Annotated in this window: 23 protein-coding genes; 22 read left to right on the top strand and 1 reads right to left on the bottom strand. The window is 45.8% G+C overall.

Going from position 1 to position 19,991, the window contains the following annotated elements:
- The first annotated feature begins 90 nt into the window (after window positions 1–90).
- The 6 genes from rpsA to U0358_RS07220 all read left to right on the top strand — a co-directional run bounded on the left by rpsA (window position 91) and on the right by U0358_RS07220 (window position 4,719).
- Window positions 91–1,773: a 30S ribosomal protein S1 gene (rpsA, locus tag U0358_RS07245; protein ID WP_317496989.1), complete on the top strand. Its 1,683-nt coding sequence runs from the start codon at window positions 91–93 to the stop codon at window positions 1,771–1,773.
- Window positions 1,774–1,808: 35 nt separating this feature from the next.
- Entirely contained in the window at window positions 1,809–2,093 is a 285-nt protein-coding gene (locus U0358_RS07240; RefSeq protein ID WP_317496988.1) for an integration host factor subunit beta, read from the top strand.
- Between the two features lie 74 nt (window positions 2,094–2,167).
- Window positions 2,168–2,428, top strand: a complete 261-nt coding sequence (locus tag U0358_RS07235; protein WP_317496987.1) for a lipopolysaccharide assembly protein LapA domain-containing protein — start codon at window positions 2,168–2,170, stop codon at window positions 2,426–2,428.
- A 6-nt stretch (window positions 2,429–2,434) separates the two neighbouring features.
- Window positions 2,435–3,592: a lipopolysaccharide assembly protein LapB gene (lapB, locus tag U0358_RS07230; protein WP_317496986.1), complete on the top strand. Its 1,158-nt coding sequence runs from the start codon at window positions 2,435–2,437 to the stop codon at window positions 3,590–3,592.
- Between the two features lie 4 nt (window positions 3,593–3,596).
- Window positions 3,597–4,292, top strand: coding sequence for an orotidine-5'-phosphate decarboxylase (gene pyrF / locus U0358_RS07225; protein ID WP_322405789.1), 696 nt, complete (start codon window positions 3,597–3,599; stop codon window positions 4,290–4,292).
- A gap of 106 nt (window positions 4,293–4,398) precedes the next feature.
- Complete coding sequence (locus tag U0358_RS07220; RefSeq protein WP_322405788.1) at window positions 4,399–4,719, top strand: ComEA family DNA-binding protein; 321 nt, start codon at window positions 4,399–4,401, stop codon at window positions 4,717–4,719.
- Between the two features lie 88 nt (window positions 4,720–4,807).
- Here the strand turns inward: U0358_RS07220 and rne are convergent, their stop codons facing one another.
- Complete coding sequence (gene rne / locus U0358_RS07215) at window positions 4,808–7,750, bottom strand: ribonuclease E (RefSeq protein ID WP_322405787.1); 2,943 nt, start codon at window positions 7,748–7,750, stop codon at window positions 4,808–4,810.
- A 452-nt stretch (window positions 7,751–8,202) separates the two neighbouring features.
- Here rne and rluC point away from each other — a divergent pair, with 452 nt between their 5' ends.
- The 16 genes from rluC to U0358_RS07135 all read left to right on the top strand — a co-directional run bounded on the left by rluC (window position 8,203) and on the right by U0358_RS07135 (window position 19,748).
- Window positions 8,203–9,150, top strand: a complete 948-nt coding sequence (gene rluC, locus U0358_RS07210; protein WP_322405786.1) for a 23S rRNA pseudouridine(955/2504/2580) synthase RluC — start codon at window positions 8,203–8,205, stop codon at window positions 9,148–9,150.
- A gap of 15 nt (window positions 9,151–9,165) precedes the next feature.
- Window positions 9,166–9,828, top strand: coding sequence for an HAD-IA family hydrolase (locus U0358_RS07205; protein ID WP_317496981.1), 663 nt, complete (start codon window positions 9,166–9,168; stop codon window positions 9,826–9,828).
- Complete coding sequence (locus tag U0358_RS07200) at window positions 9,825–10,421, top strand: Maf family protein (protein WP_317496980.1); 597 nt, start codon at window positions 9,825–9,827, stop codon at window positions 10,419–10,421. Before U0358_RS07205 ends, U0358_RS07200 begins: the two co-directional genes overlap by 4 nt.
- 51 nt (window positions 10,422–10,472) lie before the next feature.
- Window positions 10,473–11,000 (top strand): 23S rRNA accumulation protein YceD, encoded by a 528-nt coding sequence (gene yceD, locus U0358_RS07195; RefSeq protein WP_317496979.1) that lies wholly within the window; start codon window positions 10,473–10,475, stop codon window positions 10,998–11,000.
- 16 nt (window positions 11,001–11,016) lie between these two features.
- On the top strand, window positions 11,017–11,187 hold the full coding sequence (rpmF, locus tag U0358_RS07190) for a 50S ribosomal protein L32 (protein WP_011234590.1): 171 nt from the start codon (window positions 11,017–11,019) through the stop codon (window positions 11,185–11,187).
- An 8-nt stretch (window positions 11,188–11,195) separates the two neighbouring features.
- Window positions 11,196–12,221 (top strand): phosphate acyltransferase PlsX, encoded by a 1,026-nt coding sequence (gene plsX, locus U0358_RS07185; protein ID WP_317496978.1) that lies wholly within the window; start codon window positions 11,196–11,198, stop codon window positions 12,219–12,221.
- Window positions 12,222–12,237: 16 nt separating this feature from the next.
- Window positions 12,238–13,200, top strand: a complete 963-nt coding sequence (locus U0358_RS07180) for a beta-ketoacyl-ACP synthase III (RefSeq protein WP_317496977.1) — start codon at window positions 12,238–12,240, stop codon at window positions 13,198–13,200.
- 10 nt (window positions 13,201–13,210) lie between these two features.
- Entirely contained in the window at window positions 13,211–14,131 is a 921-nt protein-coding gene (fabD, locus tag U0358_RS07175) for an ACP S-malonyltransferase (protein WP_322405785.1), read from the top strand.
- Between the two features lie 16 nt (window positions 14,132–14,147).
- Window positions 14,148–14,885, top strand: a complete 738-nt coding sequence (gene fabG, locus U0358_RS07170; RefSeq protein ID WP_322405784.1) for a 3-oxoacyl-ACP reductase FabG — start codon at window positions 14,148–14,150, stop codon at window positions 14,883–14,885.
- Window positions 14,886–15,003: 118 nt separating this feature from the next.
- Window positions 15,004–15,243 carry an acyl carrier protein gene (acpP, locus tag U0358_RS07165; protein WP_011234585.1) on the top strand — a complete coding sequence of 80 codons (240 nt, stop codon included), beginning with the start codon at window positions 15,004–15,006 and terminating at the stop codon, window positions 15,241–15,243.
- Window positions 15,244–15,297: 54 nt separating this feature from the next.
- Entirely contained in the window at window positions 15,298–16,086 is a 789-nt protein-coding gene (gene pabC / locus U0358_RS07160; RefSeq protein ID WP_322405783.1) for an aminodeoxychorismate lyase, read from the top strand.
- Complete coding sequence (gene mltG / locus U0358_RS07155; RefSeq protein WP_322405782.1) at window positions 16,083–17,087, top strand: endolytic transglycosylase MltG; 1,005 nt, start codon at window positions 16,083–16,085, stop codon at window positions 17,085–17,087. The genes pabC and mltG overlap by 4 nt, the downstream gene beginning before the upstream one ends.
- 2 nt (window positions 17,088–17,089) lie before the next feature.
- Window positions 17,090–17,707, top strand: coding sequence for a dTMP kinase (gene tmk, locus U0358_RS07150; RefSeq protein WP_317496973.1), 618 nt, complete (start codon window positions 17,090–17,092; stop codon window positions 17,705–17,707).
- Window positions 17,707–18,567 (top strand): DNA polymerase III delta subunit-related protein, encoded by an 861-nt coding sequence (locus tag U0358_RS07145; RefSeq protein WP_322405781.1) that lies wholly within the window; start codon window positions 17,707–17,709, stop codon window positions 18,565–18,567. Before tmk ends, U0358_RS07145 begins: the two co-directional genes overlap by 1 nt.
- A gap of 23 nt (window positions 18,568–18,590) precedes the next feature.
- Complete coding sequence (locus U0358_RS07140; RefSeq protein ID WP_322405780.1) at window positions 18,591–18,947, top strand: hypothetical protein; 357 nt, start codon at window positions 18,591–18,593, stop codon at window positions 18,945–18,947.
- Window positions 18,948–18,959: 12 nt separating this feature from the next.
- Window positions 18,960–19,748, top strand: coding sequence for a TatD family hydrolase (locus tag U0358_RS07135; RefSeq protein WP_322405779.1), 789 nt, complete (start codon window positions 18,960–18,962; stop codon window positions 19,746–19,748).
- Window positions 19,749–19,991 lie beyond the last annotated feature (243 nt).

Below are 19,991 nucleotides of genomic sequence, written 5' to 3'. Positions count from 1 at the left end.
CTGTTGTAAGGATGCGAACAGACTATTTTAATAACCCCGCTGTATACGGAAGTTCAGTGGACGTCTTATTTATAAGCGAAGTTAATTACTATGTCAGAAAATTTTGCAGAATTATTTGAAGAAAGCCTAAAGGAAGTTGAAACACGCCCGGGCTCCATTGTTAAAGGTACTATCGTTGCTATACAAAAAGATTTGATTCTGGTTGATGCTGGTCTTAAATCAGAAAGCGCGATTCCAGCAGAACAGTTCCGTAATGCAGAAGGTGAATTAGAAGTCAGCGTCGGCGACGTAGTTGACGTAGCCCTTGATGCAGTTGAAGACGGCTTTGGCGAAACCATTCTGTCTCGCGAAAAAGCGAAACGTTACGAAGCATGGCTGGTGTTGGAAAAAGCACACGAAGACAATGCAACCGTTATCGGTATTATCTCTGGTAAGGTTAAGGGTGGCTTTACAGTAGACTTAGGCGGCGTTCGCGCGTTCTTGCCTGGTTCACTGGTTGATGTACGTCCAGTACGTGAAACAACGCATCTGGAAAACAAAGATTTAGAATTCAAAGTTATCAAGCTTGATCAGAAACGCAACAACGTTGTTGTATCTCGTCGTGCTGTTATCGAGAAAGAAAACAGTGCAGAGCGTGAAGAGCTGCTTGAAAACTTGCAGGAAGGCCAGGAAGTTCAGGGTATCGTTAAGAACCTGACTGACTACGGCGCGTTCGTTGATTTAGGCGGCGTCGATGGCTTATTGCACATTACCGATATGGCTTGGAAACGCGTTAAGCACCCAAGTGAAATCGTAAACGTTGGCGATGAAATCACTGTTAAAGTATTGAAGTTTGACCGTGAACGCACTCGTGTGTCTCTTGGCCTTAAGCAGTTAGGCGAAGATCCATGGGCTGATATCGCAAACCGCTACCCAGAAGGGCATCGTTTAACTGGTCGTGTTACGAACTTGACTGATTACGGTTGCTTCGTCGAAATCGAAGAGGGTGTTGAAGGTCTTGTTCACGTATCAGAAATGGACTGGACTAACAAAAACGTTCATCCTTCTAAAGTGGTTAACCTGGACGACACTGTTGAAGTTATGGTTCTGGAAATTGACGAAGAACGTCGTCGCATTTCATTAGGCCTTAAACAGTGCAAGCCTAACCCATGGGAAGAGTTTGCTAAGAACCATAATAAAGGCGAGCAAGTTACTGGTAAGATCAAGTCAATCACTGACTTTGGTATCTTCATCGGTCTTGACGGCGGCATTGATGGTTTGGTTCACTTGTCAGACATTAGCTGGAACGCTACTGGTGAAGAAGCTGTTCGTGATTACAAAAAAGGTGAAGAAGTTACCGCCGTAGTCATGCAGGTTGATGCTGAACGTGAACGTATTTCACTAGGTATCAAACAGCTTGAAGAAGACCCATTCAATAACTACCTGGCGGCCAATAAAAAAGGTGCTATTGTTACAGGTACAGTTACTGAAGTAGACGCTAAAGGCGCTAAAGTTGAATTAGCTGAAAGCGTTGAAGGCTACGTTCGTGCCGCAGACATTTCACGCGACCGCGTTGAAGATGCAAGCACTGAACTGAGTGTTGGTGACTCTATTGAAGCTCGCTTCATGGGCGTTGACCGTAAAAACCGTACTCTGAGCTTGTCTATCCGTGCGAAAGACGAAGTTGAAGAGAAAGAAGCGGTTGAAAGCGTTAATAAGCAACAGGACAGTGGTTCTGGTCTTAATAGCGCAATGGCTGAAGCCTTTAAAGCTGCAAAAACTGACGACGAATAATTAACTGCATTGTTGCAGTTAATTTGAAGGAGGTAATGATGACTAAATCAGAGCTGATTGAAAGGTTAACTTTGAAGCACGAGTTACCTCCGAAGCAGGTTGAAGCTTCGGTTAAAGAGATACTCGAACAAATGGTGCAGTCCTTATCACAAGGCAAGCGCGTTGAAATTCGGGGTTTCGGAAGCTTCTCTTTGCATTATCGGGCTCCTCGTGTTGGTCGTAATCCTAAAACAGGCGAGCCTGTTGAGTTAGAAGGGAAATACGTACCGCATTTTAAAGCGGGAAAAGAGCTTCGCGAGAGGGTCGATACATTAAGTTAGTTTTTACGCTCGATTGATAAAAACGGCATGCTATACTGGCATGCCGTTTTTTTATAACTAACAGGTAAGCAATTATGCTTAAAAAGCTGCTTATTCTCATTCCTGTATTAATCATATTTCTTTTAGCAATGGCGTTTGGGGCTCAGAACCCGCAAACCGTAGTTGTTAATTTACTGGTGCTGCAAACAGAAATGGCTGTTGCATCGCTGCTTGCTATCTTTTTTGGCAGCGGCTTTCTGATGGGTATTTTATTACTTTGCTTATCGAGTTTATCCTGGCGCTATCGGTATAACCGCTTAGTTAAGCGTTTAAATAAACTGGACAAGGAGAGCTAACGGCTCATGTTGGAGCTTCTCTTCCTGCTTTTACCAATTGCGGCTGCCTATGGCTGGTTCATGGGCCGTAATAGTGTCCGCACAGAAGAGCGAAAAGAGCAGAAGCGTTTCTCTAAAAAGTACGCCACAGGTATCAACCTGTTGTTGTCAGATCAGCCAGATAAGGCGGTTGATCTATTCGTCGAGTTATTAGATGTCGACAGCGAAACCATTGAGACTCACTGGACCTTAGGCAAGTTATTTCGCCGCAGAGGCGAAGTCGACCGTGCAATAAAAATTCATAAAAACCTGACGTCACTTCCCAATCTGTCTGAGCACGATCGCTTAACGGCTATGTACGAGTTAGGTAAAGACTACCTTTCTGCCGGAATCTACGACCGTGCTGAACAAATGTTTGCTGGCTTACAGAGTTACAAGTCATTCCGGGAAAAAAGCCAAAAGCACCTTCTTGAGCTTTATGAATCCACGCACGAATGGGACAAAGCCATTAAAATAGCTTTGCGTCTGGCGAAGCAAAGCAGCCACGCGCGAGTCGTTCTCGCTCAGTTATATTGCGAACTTGCCGAACTAGACGACAATGTACCCAGTAAAATAAAGCATTACAGTAAGGCGCTTAAACACGATAGTAATTGCGTTAGAGCCGTTCTCGCCCTGGGAAAAATCTACATGAAAGAAGGGGAGTACGGGGAGTCCATTAATTACTTAACCCGGGTGTTCGAACAGGACAAATCATTTGTTTGCGAAACCATTCCTTTGCTAGAGGAAGCTTACGAGAAAACATCGGACACTCATACTTTTATCGAGTTTTTACACAGTTGCGTTGAACACAATGCGGGAATAACGGCCGCTATTACGTTGTCAGAAAAAATCTGTGAATCGCAAAGTATTGAAGACGCAGAATACTTTATGACTCATGTTTTAGAGCAGCACCCGACAATGCGCGGATTCCATCATTTAATGGGGTTACACGTTCGGGCCGCTGATGTGGGCAATGCGCGTGACAGCCTCCGGAGGCTGCGTAAAATGGTTCACGAGCACATAGTGCAGCGGCCCAATTATAAGTGCCGTCACTGTGGTTTCTCCGGACATACTTTATATTGGCGTTGTCCTTCGTGTAAGAGCTGGGCAACAACAAAACCTATTTTTGGATTAGATGGTGAATAACGACATGGCGTTACCGAAAATTTATGTTGCTTTAGATTGCCAGACACAGGAAGCCGCTGACAATTTAGTGAGTCAATTACCAGCCGGAAAAGTTGGGCTGAAAGTGGGTAAGGAATTGTTTACCGCTATTGGACCTAGCTGGGTAAAAAAGCAGGTTGAGCAGGGTTTTTCAGTATTTTTAGATTTAAAGTTTCATGATATTCCAAACACAGTGGCTAAGGCGGTAACCTCGGCAGCTAAAATCGGTGTTGATATAGTGAACGTGCATGCCAGCGGCGGTACCGAAATGATGAGCGCGGCAAGGGATGCATTAAAGCAATTTGATAAGCCTCCTTTATTAATAGCCGTGACAGTACTCACCAGCATGAGTGATTCTGATCTTGCAGAAACTGGAATTCAGACATCTGCGGAACAGCAAGTACTTAAACTGGCAAAATTGGCGCAGCAGGCTGGCCTGGACGGAGTGGTTTGTTCTGCTCAGGAAGCTCGTATGCTGAAACGTGATTTGGGTACGACATTTAAGCTTGTAACGCCGGGTATCCGACCTGCCAACAGCGCCGCGGGTGACCAAAAGCGGGTTATGACACCGGAAGCCGCAATAGAGGCTGGGGTTGATTATATGGTCATTGGGCGACCTGTTACGCAGGCAGCTGACCCAACCGCGAGCGTTTCGGAGATATTAGCTTCTATAGGAGAATAACTCACTTACGCCTTCGCAATGTCGTAATCTTCTAATAAGGCAAAAAACTTCGGCTATAGTGTCCTTACTGCAGTGACGCAGTGATTTTTCAATAGGGAATGACACTATGAAGCTAAAATTGATACCCATACTTGTTGCCTCATCGCTGTTTTTAGCAGCAGGGGCCCAAGCCACTCCTTTATCCGCCTTACCAAACTTATCGTCAGTAGCACAGGCTGAAGAGGTTAAAACCGTCAATATCAATACCGGTTCAGCACAAGAGATATCGGCTGTTCTGGTTGGTGTTGGTGAAAAACGGGCTGAGCAGATTATCGAGTTAAGAGAACAGCTGGGTGGCTTTACCGAAGTAGAGCAGCTACTTGATGTAAAAGGTATTGGTGTTAAAACTTTAGAGAAAAACCGAGCCTTCATTACGATTAAGCAGTAATGGCAAGTAAACTCCAGAGATAAAAAAGGCCGGTAGTTTGTTGCTACCGGCCTTCTTATTTTCTAACTAAACTCTTATTTCGCTGAATTTAGTCACATTTTTCCATTTCGGCATAAGAAGTCGAACGCGCCTGAGAAATACTGGCGATACGACTGTCTTTAACAAACTGAGGACGATTATCTGATGAAGCTACGGGCAGAGCCTTAAAGGCTTCTTTGCGCTCTTCAGCTGTTGCCTTCGTCATTGCAGAAAATGATGAACCACTTAATGAACGGTTAGGTATAACCGCTTCGGTTTTCATTTGTTTGCGTTTTTGCCCCGCAGCCCGTTGATGACGAGGAGAGCGGCGAGAGCGATCTCTGCTTTTCTTCTCTTCAGCCTTAGGCTCTGGTTTTTCTTCAACAGTGTCTTCTGTTTCAGTTGGCTTTTGAGGCTCTTCAGCTGTTTCAGAGCTATTACTTTGCTCTTCTTTAGCTGGTTCTGGCACTGCTTCACTGGCTTGCTCAACTGATGATTCTACTTTGTCATCAGATGCCACTTCAGGTTTCGCTGTGTCAGGCTTTTGTACTGTTTCGTCTGTACTGGTTTCAGTTTGTTGAGTTGCTTGAGTGTCCGCTTGAGGTGCTTTCTCTTCCGTATTCTCATCAACACTCTTCTCTACGTTCTGTTCCGTCGGAGTTGTAGGTTGAGTCTGATTTTGCACCAGCTCAGCAGCTGCCTGCATACGCGGATCCAGTACTTTGTCAGAAATTGCTTTATTTTCGCCCTTGTCAGAACCAGATTGCTTTGCTGGTTTCTCTTTAGTCTGGGTTGGCTTCTGATTCTGGGCCTCTGCACCATCAGTCGACGCATCAACAGCCTTTTGAGTTGGCTGCTGTGTTGGCTCTTTAGCTGCTACTGAACCGTCAGTTGATGAAACGCGAACGGATTTTTCAATCGGCTTACGTTGACGACGCGGTTTATCCTGAACAGCTTTTGTCTCTTTTGGCTTTTCTGCTTCAGCCGGGCTATCAACTTGTTCGTTCTTAGCCGTTTCTGGTTTTGGCTGCTGCTGATTTTTATTGCTACGGCCACGACGTCTGCGATCGTTACGGTTGCGACTATTGCGGTTACCTGCGTCATCGCGAGATTCTTTTGATTTCTCTTCTGTCGCTGGGGAGGTTTTTTCTTTACTGGCTTCCTTGTCCTTATCCGCTGACTGGTTGCGGCCTCGCGGCTGACGGTTTCCTGAACGGCGATTGCGCCCACGACGTTGCTGATTCCGCTGGTTTTGAGCGTTACGTTCTTTTTCTTTCTCAGCTTCAGCCTGTTTCTGCTCTTCATCTGAACCAAACAAGCCAGAGAACCAGGTCACTAAACGACTCAACAACGATGGTTGAGCTGCTTTTTTCTCTTCAACTTTAGGGGCCGGTGCTGGCGTAGGAGCCGCACTCGGTGCCTGAAGGCCTTTTAGTGCCGGCTCTTCAAATTTCGCTTTATCCTGAGTTAAAGTAATAGAAACCGTAGATTCAGTTTGATCTGGCTTTTGCACCAACTCAAAACTGGCTGACTCCGGAACTTCGTCATCACGAATACGCAACACTTCAAAGTGAGGTGTTTCCATATGGTGATTTGGGATAATAACGATTTTCACGTTATGGCGTTTTTCTATATGATTGACGGATTGACGCTTTTCATTGAGCAAGTAAGTTGCAACATCGATCGGGACCTGAGCATGTACCTGAATGGTGTTGTCCTTTATCGCTTCCTCTTCAATCAAGCGCAATATCGACAGAGCTAAAGAATCGCTCGAACGTATGGTTCCCTGACCATTACAACGCGGACAAACATTGTTTGCTGATTCGCCCAGTGAAGGGCGTAAGCGCTGACGGGACATTTCCATCAAGCCAAAGCGCGAAATACGGGCTACCTGAATACGCGCTCTGTCCTGAGATAAACTGTCGCGTAAACGATTTTCAACGTCACGTTGATGGCGGGCAGGGGTCATATCGATAAAGTCGATAACCACTAAACCGCCAACGTCGCGTAAACGCAATTGACGTGCTATTTCTTCGGCTGCTTCAAGGTTGGTCTGCAATGCCGTTTCTTCGATATCGCCACCTTTAGTTGCACGTGACGAGTTAATGTCGATAGAGGTCAGTGCTTCAGTTGGGTCGATAACAATTGAACCACCTGACGGAAGGCGGACTTCTCGCTGGAATGCAGATTCAATTTGGCTTTCTATCTGGTAGTGACTGAAAAGCGGGACATCGCCTTCGTACTGTTTTACCCGTTGTAAAAAGTCTGGACGAATAAGCTGTATATGACTACGGACTTGCTCGTAAACTTTCGGGCTGTCGATGAGAACTTCACCGATGTCTCGGCGCAGGTAGTCGCGTAAGGCGCGGAAAATAACGTTACTTTCCTGATGGATAAGGAAAGGAGCAGGGCGCTCGTTAGCCGCTTTGCTAATGGCTTCCCAGTGATTAAGCAGAACATTCAAGTCCCACTCGAGCTCTTCTTTTGATTTGCCTACACCGGCTGTACGGACAATCAGTCCCATTTCTTTCGGAACATTGAGGTCAGATAGCGCTTCTTTTAGTGCTGAACGTTCATCACCCTCAATACGACGCGATATACCGCCGGCTCGGGGGTTGTTTGGCATGAGCACCAAATAGCTGCCAGCCAGGGAAACAAAGGTCGTTAAGGCGGCACCTTTTTGGCCTCGCTCTTCTTTGTCTATTTGAACAATAACTTCCTGGCCTTCCTTGACCACATCTTTAATATTAGGGCGACCCTGGAAGGTATAGCCTTGAGGAAAATAGGTTTTAGCTATTTCTTTAAGAGGAAGAAAGCCATGTTGCTCTGCACCATAATCGACAAAGGCAGCTTCAAGACTTGGCTCTATACGCGTGATTTTGCCTTTATATATGTTTGCTTTTTTCTGTTCGTGACCAGGGCTTTCAATATCTAAATCGTAAAGGCGCTGGCCGTCAACCAGCGCAACACGCAACTCTTCTAATTGCGTGGCATTAATTAGCATTCTTTTCATTACTGTGACTCAATTCTTTGGGCCACAATATGACACGCCCCAATGGCGATCGTGCAATTATCGAATTCGTCTGTCGCTGCAGGCCCTTTGGGACCTGCGTTACCCGTCATCTACAACGTATAACTAAAATGAGTTTGACTGTGCCGATAACACCAACTGTTCGGTGTCATATTGTCGCTAAATTTTACGTCTGCAATCGATTATGAAACAAAGCGTATTCAATGTGCTGTGTTCTTCTCCGTGCCATCAACATCTCGGCTAGTCACTTCATTAGACTTTAAAACCGTACGCTGATGTGGATAATGCGTCGCTCTGTTATTTCGATTGCGCGAAATATATTCTTCGTCTGCCATCTTCGATGGACTTTGACACTTAATTATTCCATGAAAACCACTGAAAATACAAGCAACAATTTCGCTGTTGAATCTTGTAGATGATGGTAAAATAGCGGCATGAAAACAATTCAACAAGAAGTACGCTGGCATACTGTCTCTGCAGAAGAGTCGGGGCAGCGAATAGATAACTTTCTCATTGCGCAATTACGCGGTGTACCTAAGTCTTTGGTATATCGAATTGTTCGTAAAGGTGAAGTGCGAGCGAATAAAAAGCGGATAAAACCGGACTATAAGTTAAAAGAAGGGGACCTCATTCGCATTCCTCCGGTAAAAGTGAGTGAAAGGCCGGACCTTCCGTCTGCTAATTTAGAGCAGGTTGCAGCTCTCGAGCACGCGATCCTCTATGAGGACGACGCTTTGATGCTAATTAATAAACCATCAGGAGTCGCCGTACATGGCGGCTCAGGACTGCAATTCGGTCTTATTGAAGGTTTAAGAGCGTTGCGGCCAAAAGAGAAAAGCTTAGAGCTGGTTCACCGAATAGACCGAGATACCAGTGGCTTGTTGCTGGTTGCTAAAAAACGTTCAGTGCTGAGAAGTTTGCACGAACAGTTGCGTAACAAAGAAATGAATAAGCAATATCTGGCGTTGGTTCGTGGCCAATGGCAAAAGCGGGTTTGCAGCGTTGAAGCGCCGTTAAAAAAGAACACCTTAAAATCTGGCGAGAGAATTGTGCGTGTTGATGCAGAAGGCAAAGCCTCGTTGACTCGTTTCAGAATTCAGCAAAGATATAAGGAAGGGACATTAGTTGAAGCGTCGCCAGTTACCGGCCGCACTCATCAAATTCGCGTTCACGCGTTACATGCCGGTCATCCTATAGCTAAAGATCCTAAGTACGGTGATGCGGATTTCGATAACATTATGTCCGGGCTTGGGTTAAACCGACTGTTTTTACACGCCTGGCAGCTGCGTTTTCTGCATCCGGTTACCGGAAAAGAAGTGGCTTTTGAAGCCCCTCTGGATGACAACTTACAGCAAACATTAAAGCAATTGACTGCGCAATAATAAGGACAGCTTATAATGATGTGCGATAAGCGACTTGTGGTGTTTGACTGGGACGGCACTTTAATGGACTCCATTGGCCGAATTGTGTCATCGATGCAAAACACAGCAGAGCATACGGGGTTACCCGTTCCGACCGAGATGTCAGTCAGAGACATTATTGGTTTAAGCCTTGAACCTGCAATAGAAAAACTGTTCGGTGTACTTAACGCGACACAAATGAATAACTTTTTAACTCAGTATCGCGATGAATATATCGATCTAAATACAACGCCGTCGCCCTTATTTCACGACGCAAAAGCGGTGCTTTCTCAGTTATCCAGTGCGGGCTATCGTTTGGCCGTCGCGACTGGCAAGGCTCGGCGAGGATTACAACGAGTCTGGGTGGAAAGCGAAACCGAACATTACTTTGATACTTCGCGGTGCGCCAGTGAAACGAAAGGTAAGCCTGACCCCCAGATGCTTTATGAAATTATGAATGAACTTAAAACTCAGCCTGAACACACCGTAATGGTTGGAGACTCTGTTCACGATATGAAAATGGCGGTCGCGGCAGGCGTACAGGCAATTGGTGTAAGCTTTGGCGTACATGACGCTGAACGTTTACGTGAAGCCGGTGCTACAATAGTGATCGATTCGCTTTCAGAGCTCAGCAGCAAACTTGTCAGGGAGACGTTATGACGTTGCCACTAATTTTGGGGTCAGGTTCTAAGTACCGTCGTGAAATTTTAGATAGACTGCATTTGAACTACGATGTTGTGAAGCCGGACATAGACGAGAGTGCGATTAGCTCAGAAAGCCCACAACAATTAGTGGGGCGGTTAGCAGAAGCCAAAGCACGGGCGGTCGAGAGAAGAATGACCTACGATAATGCCATTATTATTGGTTCCGATCAGGTTGCTGTTTGTGATGGCAACATTTTAGGCAAACCAGGCAACCATGACAATGCGGTGCGACAATTGTCCAGCTTTATTGGCAAAACGGTAACCTTTTATACTGGGCTGGCTGTTCTTAATACAGAGGCTCAACAATGCGAAGTAAGAATAGAGCCGTTTGAAGTTGAATTTCGTCAACTGACTGCCGAAGAAATAGAACGTTATGTTGAGCTTGAAAAGCCCTTTGATTGTGCCGGCAGCTTCAAAAGCGAAGGGTTGGGAATCAGTTTGTTCAGCGGCTTAAAAGGCAACGACCCCAATGCACTCATCGGGTTACCAGCTATCGCTTTACTGGATATGTTGAGAACTCACGGAATTAACCCTCTAAATAAGGATTAACGACAGATTTCCCTTGTCAGTAAAGCGGAACTTCGTTAACATTCGCGCGCTATGCAAAAAGTTCGTATTCCCGTAACGGTCGACCCAGTCAAAAGTGCCAACAAAAAAGTGGCATATGATGGGGTAGTGCCCGGAAAAACATTGACAAGACTTCAGGAAAGTTTGGTAGAACCTTGCCCCGATCCTGAGGCCAGTGTTGAGTTTGGAATTGATGAACAGGGCATTAGTTATTTTACAGGGAAAGCAAAAGTTGCTGTCAAAGTACTTTGTGAACGCTGTAATACGCCCCTGGATGTTGATATTCTCGCGCAGTTTGCGTATGCTCCTGTCACTAAGCGACAGGTGGCAGATGACTTTCCCGATAGCTATGAAGCTATTGAGGTAAACGATTTTGGAGAATTTAACCTGCATGGGCTTGTTGAAGACGAATTAATTCTGGCTATGCCAATAGTTCCTAAGCACGACGCTAAGGTATGTCAGGTGGATCGTGATGCGATGACGTGGGGCGAAATTGACGAATCAGATGCTGAAGAGTCTGAGAACCCGTTTGCCGTATTACAAGAATTGAAGCGTAAATAATCAGGAGATAGCGTAAATGGCTGTTCAAAAAAGTAAGAAAAGTCGTTCAAGACGCGACATGCGTCGTTCACACGATGCAATAGACGGCCCAACACTGTCGGTTGACTCAACTACGGGTGAGACGCATCGTCGTCACCACGTAACAGCCGACGGTTATTACAAGGGTCGTAAGGTCGTTAACAAGTAAGACAGGCCATGCCTGAACTGAACATAGCGATTGATGCAATGGGGGGCGATAATGGCCCCTCTATTGTTATAGAAGCCCTGGAAAAAGCGGTTCATCGGTATTCCGATGTTAAATTCACCGTTGTCGGGCACGAGAAAGAACTCACCCCGTTACTCGATAAATTCAATTTAAGCTCACATCCTTCTGTAAATCTTGTTCACGCCGAACAGGTTATCGAAATGGATGATAAACCAGGTCAGTCCCTGCGTAGTAAGCCTGAGTCCTCCATGCGCGTTGCGCTGAAAACCCTAACCGACGGTAATTGTCAGGCAATGGTAAGCGGCGGCAATACTGGCGCATTAATGACTAATGCCTACTTTACGTTGAAAACGCTTCCTGGTGTTCTACGCCCGGCATTGATGACGGCTTTGCCGAATCAAACCGGCGGAAAATCTTACCTGCTTGATCTCGGCGCTAATGCCAGTTGCGATTCAGAAACTTTGTTTCAGTTTGGTGTTATGGGTGCTGTGGCAGCTGAGTATTTATCGGGCGTGCCCGCGCCTAAAATTAGCCTGTTGAATATGGGTGAAGAAGATATCAAGGGCAATGATGTTGTGCGTAATGCAGCAGCCAGGCTCGCGCAATGCGACCAGCTAAACTACATTGGTTTTATTGAAGGTAACCACTTATTTAGTGGCAGAGCTGATGTTGTAGTTTGTGATGGTTTCGTCGGGAACATTGCACTTAAAAGCTGCGAAGGTCTGGCAACATTCATTATTGATCAAATGCGCGACACACTGAGCTCACATTGGCTTTATCGGTTTTTCTTCCGTTTTTTACAAAAACGGACGCACAAGTCCTGGGATAGGTTGAAGCCCGACCACTACAATGGTGCGAGTCTGATAGGATTGCGCCATGTCGTGATAAAAAGTCACGGTAGCGCTAGCGCCGGCGCTTTTTATAGTGCAATTCAACAAGCCGTCGCAGAAGCGCATGAACAGCTTCCTGAGCGAATTAAACATCGTGTCGAAGCAGTCTTATCAGAACAGCTGTAACCAGTTAAGTAGCGCTATGACTTATGCAAAAATTGTTGGTACCGGGCATTATCTGCCCGAACAACGGCTTACTAATGAAGAACTTTCCCAGCGGGTTGATACGTCTGACGAGTGGATAACAGAAAGAACCGGCATTAAAGAACGGCGCATTGCGGCACCTGATGAAACCGCAGCGACTTTAGGTTATGAAGCGGCAAAAGAAGCACTGGCTGCCGCCGGTTTAAGCCCCCAGGATATCGATATGATTGTGGTGGCGACCACATCGGCCGAGCACGCTTTTCCAAGTGCGGCCTGTGAAATTCAACGAATGCTGGGCGTTACATCGATTCCTGCTTTCGACGTTGGAGCGGCATGCTCCGGTTTTATTTATGCGCTCTCTGTCGCTGATCAATTTATTAAAAGTGGGCAGCACCAACGTGTTCTGGTCATCGGCGCTGATGTACTGGCGCGTTTATGTGATCCCTATGATCGTAACACCGTGGTGCTTTTTGGGGACGGCGGCGGAGCGGTCGTCCTGGAACAAAATGATACTCCAGGAATACTCTCCACTCATCTATTCAGCGCCGGCGAATACAGCCACTTGTTAGGAGCTAAACAAGCCTCCAGAGGGGCCGACCGCGGCAGAGAAAACGCCTGGATGTACATGAAGGGTAACGAGGTCTTTAAAGTTGCGGTTTCAAAACTCAGTAGCTTAGTAACCGAAACCTTAGCCAAGAATCAATTACAGGCACATGATCTGGACTGGTTAATTCCGCATCAGGCAAATTTACGTATTATTAATGCGACAGCGAAAAAATTACAGATGCCGATGGAGCGCGTGGTAATTACTCTGGACTCAACAGGGAATACTTCTGCGGCATCGGTACCCATTGCACTTGACTGGGCGGTTAAGGATGGACGCATTAAGCGTGGTCAGAAACTCTTGTTAGAGGCTTTTGGTGGCGGTTTTGCGTGGGGTTCAGCGCTCGTTCAATATTAAGAGGATGATTATGACTAAAACGGCATTGTTATTTCCGGGGCAAGGCTCTCAAAGGGTTGGTATGTTAAGTGACTTGTCTAATGATTGCGCATTAGTGAAAGAAACGTTCGCAGAGGCCAGCAGTGTTCTCGGGTATGACCTTTGGCAGCTTGTCCAACAGGGGCCTGAGCAGCAATTGAATGAAACGCAACGGACACAGCCTGCGTTATTAACTGCCAGCGTTGCACTGTATCGCGTCGCTAAAGAGAAAGGCCTGGCCGATGCTGCCGTTATGGCCGGCCATAGCCTGGGCGAGTATTCAGCCCTTGTATGCGCCGGAGCACTGGAATTTACCGACGCGGTTAAACTTGTAGCCCTGCGCGGCGAGTTTATGCAGCAAGCTGTAGCCGAAGGCGAAGGTGCTATGGCCGCGGTTATTGGCCTTGAAGATGCCGAAATAGAAAAAATTTGTTTAGAGCAGGCTGGGGAACAAATAGTGACTCCGGTGAATTATAATTCGCCGGGTCAGGTGGTTATAGCTGGACATGCAGACGCCGTAGCTCGCGCCGCAGAAGCGTTAAAAGAAGCCGGAGCTAAACGTGTTTTGCCGTTACCTGTTAGCGTGCCTTCACATTGTGCTTTGATGCAGCCAGCCGCCAGCCAACTAGCCGACGCATTGAAGTCGATAAAGTTGAAACAGCCACACACGCCGGTCATTAATAATGTCGACGTTGCAATAGCCGATAGCGAAGATGCCATTAAAGATGCTTTGGTGCGTCAGCTTTTTTGTCCTGTGCGCTGGACTGAGACGGTTGAACAGATTGCGAAACTGGATGTCGAATCAGCCTATGAAGTTGGTCCTGGAAAAGTACTGACTGGATTAAACAAGCGTATTACTAAGGCTTTTGGTTGTAGTGCGTTGAATACGCTAGACTCTTTGAACTCACTTTAATAAAAAGGTTATTTACGTGCAAAACTTTGAGAATAAAGTCGCATTAGTTACAGGCGCAAGCCGGGGAATAGGAAAGGCAATAGCTGAACTGCTTTCTAGTCAGGGAGCGAAAGTTATTGGTACGGCTACCTCTGATAAAGGTGCCGCTGCAATCTCCGAATATCTTGGTTCAAAAGGCAAAGGCCTGGCGTTGGATGTAACCGACTCTGATAGTCTCCAGCAGGTTATTAAAGAGATTGAATCAGAATACGGTTCTATTGATATTCTAGTGAATAACGCCGGCATTACCCGCGATAATCTGATGATGCGAATGAAAGACGACGAGTGGGATGCTGTGTTAAACACGAATTTGTCAGCCGTATTTAAAGTTTGTAAAGCGGTTGTGCGCGGCATGATGAAACGTCGTAACGGCCGTATTATTAATATCAGTTCAGTTGTTGGCACAACAGGAAACCCAGGGCAGGTTAACTATTGTGCCGCTAAAGCCGGACTGGTTGGTTTCAGTAAGGCAATGGCTAAAGAGGTTGCAGCTCGCGGCATTACCGTGAACTGTGTTGCGCCGGGGTTTATTGATACAGATATGACAAAAGCTCTGAATGATGAGCAAAAACAGGCTATTTTTGATAATATTCCGGCAGCACGTTTAGGCGAGCCAAAGGAAATTGCTGCTGCGGTAGCATTTTTAGCATCAGAAGGTGCTGCTTATATCACTGGTGAAACCATTCACGTTAATGGTGGTATGGCGATGGTTTAAGGGGGGAACGGTACGACCTCTTAACTTTATGCTATTTTTTACTTTATTAATGAGGCTGGTTTCACTACACTACAGCCAATTTTCACTCTCGCGATGACTATTGAGGGATTTTATAATCATGAGTACTATTGAAGAACGCGTTAAAAAAATCATTGTTGAACAATTAGGTGTTAAAGAAGAAGAAGTTAAGCCTGAAGCGTCATTTGAAAATGACCTGGGTGCTGATTCTCTGGACACAGTTGAACTGGTAATGGCTTTGGAAGAAGAATTTGAAACTGAAATTCCAGACGAAGAAGCTGAAAAAATTAAAACAGTTCAATCAGCTATCGATTACGTAAATAATCATTCTAACGACTAATTTGTCGTAGAACGTGATATAAAAGGCGGAGCCATTGGTTCCGCCTTTTTTGTTATGACAATAAGAAAAATACTATTTAATAATACGCCTTTCCAATGTTCGGAAATAGACAGAGGGCTGCAGTTCGGTGACGGGCACTTTACAACAATGCGAGTTGTTCAAGGTGTGCCTTTGCATGTTGAGAGACATTTGAGCCGACTGTCTGAAGCTAATACCCGTTTATTTATAAACCATCCAAGTTTTGACTCTTTGCATCAACGTATTATTAACGCTTGTGATGGCATTGAAAACGGTGTGTGTAAGATTATTGTCACTAGAGGGTATGGTGGCCGGGGATACGGCTTTTCAGACGGCTCAGAGGCAAATGAATACATTCAGATAAGTGATGCTCCGGGTAACCTTAAACCGGTTAGTCTTGGTGTTGCTGAATTGAACTTAGCCAGACAGCCTAAGCTGGCCGGTTTAAAAACATTAAATCGGTTAGAACAGGTTTTGTTATCCCAAGAGTGCCGAGCCTCTGAATATGACGATTTACTGGTCTGCGACTCTGAAGGTAATGTTGTCGAAGCTATACAGGGAAATGTTTTTTGGTACAAACAAGGGCAATGGTATACGCCTGATCTGAGTTTTTCCGGAGTACAAGGCATTATGCGCCAGTTGATTATTGATGAGGGCATGCTTGTGCCTTTGCGTATCGGTCACTTCTCCTTGGAAACGTTAACCGATGCTGAGCAAATCATCCTCAGCAACAGTGTCAGAGGCGCTGTTACGGTTGTTCAGTTTAATGGTAAAATATTGGATAAGTGCAAATTGCCAGCGGTGTTAGAGCAGCTTATATTATGAAAATACGTCTTATTTTAGTGCTGCTTGCTGCAGTTTTTGCGATTTCGGTCGCGGTTGTTTTTTTGTCCGGACGCTGGTATTTATCGCAGCCGATACAAAATGATGCTAGTACCCCGCTACTGTTAGACTTTAGAGGTGGAGCAACCGCCCGTAGCGTGACATCCCAAGTGACAGAGCATTTTGAGGGTGGACATTCGGCATTAAGTTACCGGCTGAGTCAGTTTTTTGCTGATATTAATCATTTGCAGGCCGGCCTTTATGAAATTCATGGGCAGCAGAGCTGGTTTGATATTTGGAGTATGTTGAGTCAGGGACGAGAAAAAACCTTTACCGTGACTCTGGTGGAAGGCCTTACACTTGAACAATGGCGTGCTCAACTGAAACAGCTGCCTTATTTAAAAGACGAGTCTTCTGAATTGAGCGCGGAGGAACTAAGGCAAAAGCTTGGCGTTACAGAGACTTCGTTAGAAGGTGTTTTACTACCTGAAACCTACAGTTACAGAGCTTATACAACCGATATCGCTATCCTGAAACAGGCGTACCAGTCTATGCAGCGCGTGCTGGAAAATGTCTGGCAAGAACGCTCAGACCGGTGCCCTGTAAATTCACCTTACGAGCTGTTAATACTGGCTTCTATTATTGAAAAAGAGACCGGTTTGGCCGATGAACGTCCGTTAGTCGCAAGTGTATTTGCTAACCGTCTGGCTATCGACATGCGCTTACAGTCTGACCCGACGACAATCTATGGTATTGAAAATTTTGACGGCAATATCACCCGGGCTCATTTGCGTGAGAAAACGGCTTATAATACCTATCGAATTGATGGGCTACCTCCAACACCAATCGCTATGCCCGGCGAAGCTTCAATTGAAGCCGCAGCGAATCCTGTACGTTCTCCGTACTATTATTTTGTTGCGGATAAATCGGGTGGTCATGTTTTCTCAGAAACGCTGGAAGAACATCAACGGGCTGTACGCCGATATCAACTGAATCAAGAGTGATTATGTCAGGAAAATTTATTGTTATCGAAGGACTTGAGGGAGCCGGTAAAAGTTCGGCTATCGCAAGTGTTGTCACGCATCTTCAGGCAAAAGGAATTCAGGCTGAAACGGTTCGGGAGCCTGGTGGCACACTGTTAGCTGAATCACTGCGGGACTTGGTAAAAAAGAAGTGGGATGAAAAAGTCAGTCCCACTACCGAGCTCTTACTTATGTACGCCAGCCGGGTTCAGTTGGTCGATAATGTCATCAAACCCGCGCTATCCAGAAATCGCTGGGTTATTGGTGATCGCCATGATTTGTCTTCCAGAGCCTATCAGGGCGGTGGTCGTGAACTCGGTGATGAGTTGTTGCAAAAGATACGGAAAATTACTTTAGGGAATTTTACCCCCGACTTAACGTTACTACTTGATGTTGAAGAGAAGAAAGGTCTTGAACGAGCGCGTGAACGAGGTGAGCTGGATCGCATTGAAGAAGAAGATTTAGCCTTTTTTCAACGTACTCGGCAACGCTATTTGAATATTGCAGCTAAAGATCCGAGCATCATTGTTATCGACGCAAACCAGTCGATGCTGGATGTACATCAGTCAATATTGAGAGCAATTGAGGAGTATTTGTTTTAATGGCTTTTCCGTGGCTGCGAGAACCCTGGTTGAGACTAGTAGCAAGTGCCGAGGCCGGACGCCTGGCTCATGCTTATTACTTGCAACATCATGTTGAGGGTGGCTCGACCGAGTTTATTCAGCGCCTGAATCAGTTTTTGTTGTGTAAGCAACCGGGCAAAAGTGCCTGCGGGAAATGCAAATCCTGTTTACTTTACCTATCGGGTAATCATCCGGACACCTGGACTATTGATGGTGCACAAGTTAATCGAATAGGTGTTGATACGGTACGCGAACTGCAACAAAGCGTAACACAGACAGCGAACCAGAATGGATTAAAAGTCGCGGTCATACTGGAAGCGGAAAAAATGACAGAACAGGCTGGCAACGCTCTGCTGAAAGTTTTAGAAGAGCCTCCGGCCGATACACACTGGTTGGTTTCAACTAAGGACGCAGAGCGCTTACTGCCCACCTTAAGAAGCCGCATGCAGTGGGTGAGCATTGCGTACCCGACAACCATACAGAGCGACGACCAAGTGACTTTTGCCGGACAGCTTCTGGCCGGACTACGAGGGCAGCAGGAATTACCCCTGTTAAAAGAGAAAGATGGCGCATTAAGCTGGCTGGATATTTCCGAGAACTTACTAATGGATTGGTTGTTGATTAGCCAACGAGCCGCTGCTACGCGTTTGCGTTATGAGCAATTGGCGGACGAATTACAACAAATCAGCAACTATGAGTGGGTCAATGTCGCGCAACTGAGTGAATGGGTATCCGAATGCCGACAGCTACGTCAGCGATATCAGGGCTCAACCGGGATCAATTTGCCGTTATTATTAAGTTTTGCCTGGAGTCGCTGGTCGAATACTCTTTCAGCATAGCGACTCCGTAAAACGGAGTTGTCATGTTGACGCTAAAATTAAGTCCACAATCAGCGACAGAGCTCTCTGCTTACGTTGTTCCTGAGTTTCAGTCCTTTACTCTGTTGGTTAACTGCGAAACGGCTGATATCGCGGTAGATGACAGAGCTAGATTAGAGTTCCAATGCCCAGATATAGAAAGTGAGCCTCTATGTTTAGAAGTGAGCGTGGTGTTTCGGTTTGAGGTTATGGGGCTAAAGAACTGGTTGGTGGTTGCGGTCTTACCCTCACAGCAAGCATTGATTCATTATCTTCGTTACCTTTGCCGCCATCATACAAGCGAATATGGTAAACTCTTCCGCCAACTGGTTAACGACTTTTGTCACTCAAATCAACGCTAAGTGGAGCTATCTATGTTCGTCGACTCACACTGTCATTTGGATAAAATCAACCCTGAAAAAGCGGGTGCCGATTTAAAAGAAATTGTTGCAGCGGCACGAGCTAATAAGGTTGAGCACATGCTGTGTGTTTGCGTTACCCTCGAAGACTTTCCGGCCATGCAGGCGGCTGTAGCCGAATTCGATGATGTTTCAATTTCTTGTGGTGTGCATCCTTTGTATGTGAAAGACAGTCAGACGCCAATAGCTGAGTTAGGTGCAAAATTGCGCGAGCTAACAGCATTGAATAGCGTTGTTGCGGTAGGAGAGACGGGGCTCGATTACTTTTACCATCCTGAGTCAAAAGTGCTACAGCAGGAAAACTTCGAGCAACATATTGAAATAGCCAACGACGTCAATAAACCACTGATTATTCATACGCGTGACGCTCAGCAGGACACCTTGTCGCTATTAAGAAATGGCCATGCTGATAAGCCAGGCGGTGTCTTGCACTGTTTTACCGAATCTCTCGATATGGCAAAAAAAGCCATTGATGATCTCGATTTCTTTATTTCTATTTCTGGTATCGCTTCGTTCCGCAATGCTCAGGAGCTGCGTGACACAATCAAAGCATTGCCATTGGAAAAACTCTTAATTGAGACCGACAGTCCCTGGTTAGCGCCGGTTCCGCATCGTGGTAAAGAGAACCAGCCAGCCTATGTTGTCGACGTTGCAAAATGCGTAGCTGACGTAAAAGGCATTACCTTAGAAGAGGTGGCTAAGACCACGACAGCTAACTATTATAAGCTGTTCGCTAACTCTTAACTAGTTGTGTATAACCTGTGTTCTTTTTAGTGAAAGTTTTTCAAAAACAGTAAGATAAAAAAGTTTCTTAAAAATATTAGACATCTCTTTGATATTGTCTACACTGAAGTTTACTGAACAAATTTTATGCGACCTAATGCATTATCTTTGTCATGAGTTAGCGCACGGCTCAACCTTTGAGCCATTCCCCTATACCCGGAACAATCTGGATTGGTTCCGGGTTTTTTTTATCCTTTTCTTCCG

This window comes from Idiomarina sp. PL1-037 (assembly GCF_034422975.1).
Classification (GTDB): domain Bacteria; phylum Pseudomonadota; class Gammaproteobacteria; order Enterobacterales; family Alteromonadaceae; genus Idiomarina.
Note: the sequence above shows the minus strand (reverse complement) of the source record. Positions and strands in the feature narration are given on the sequence as shown.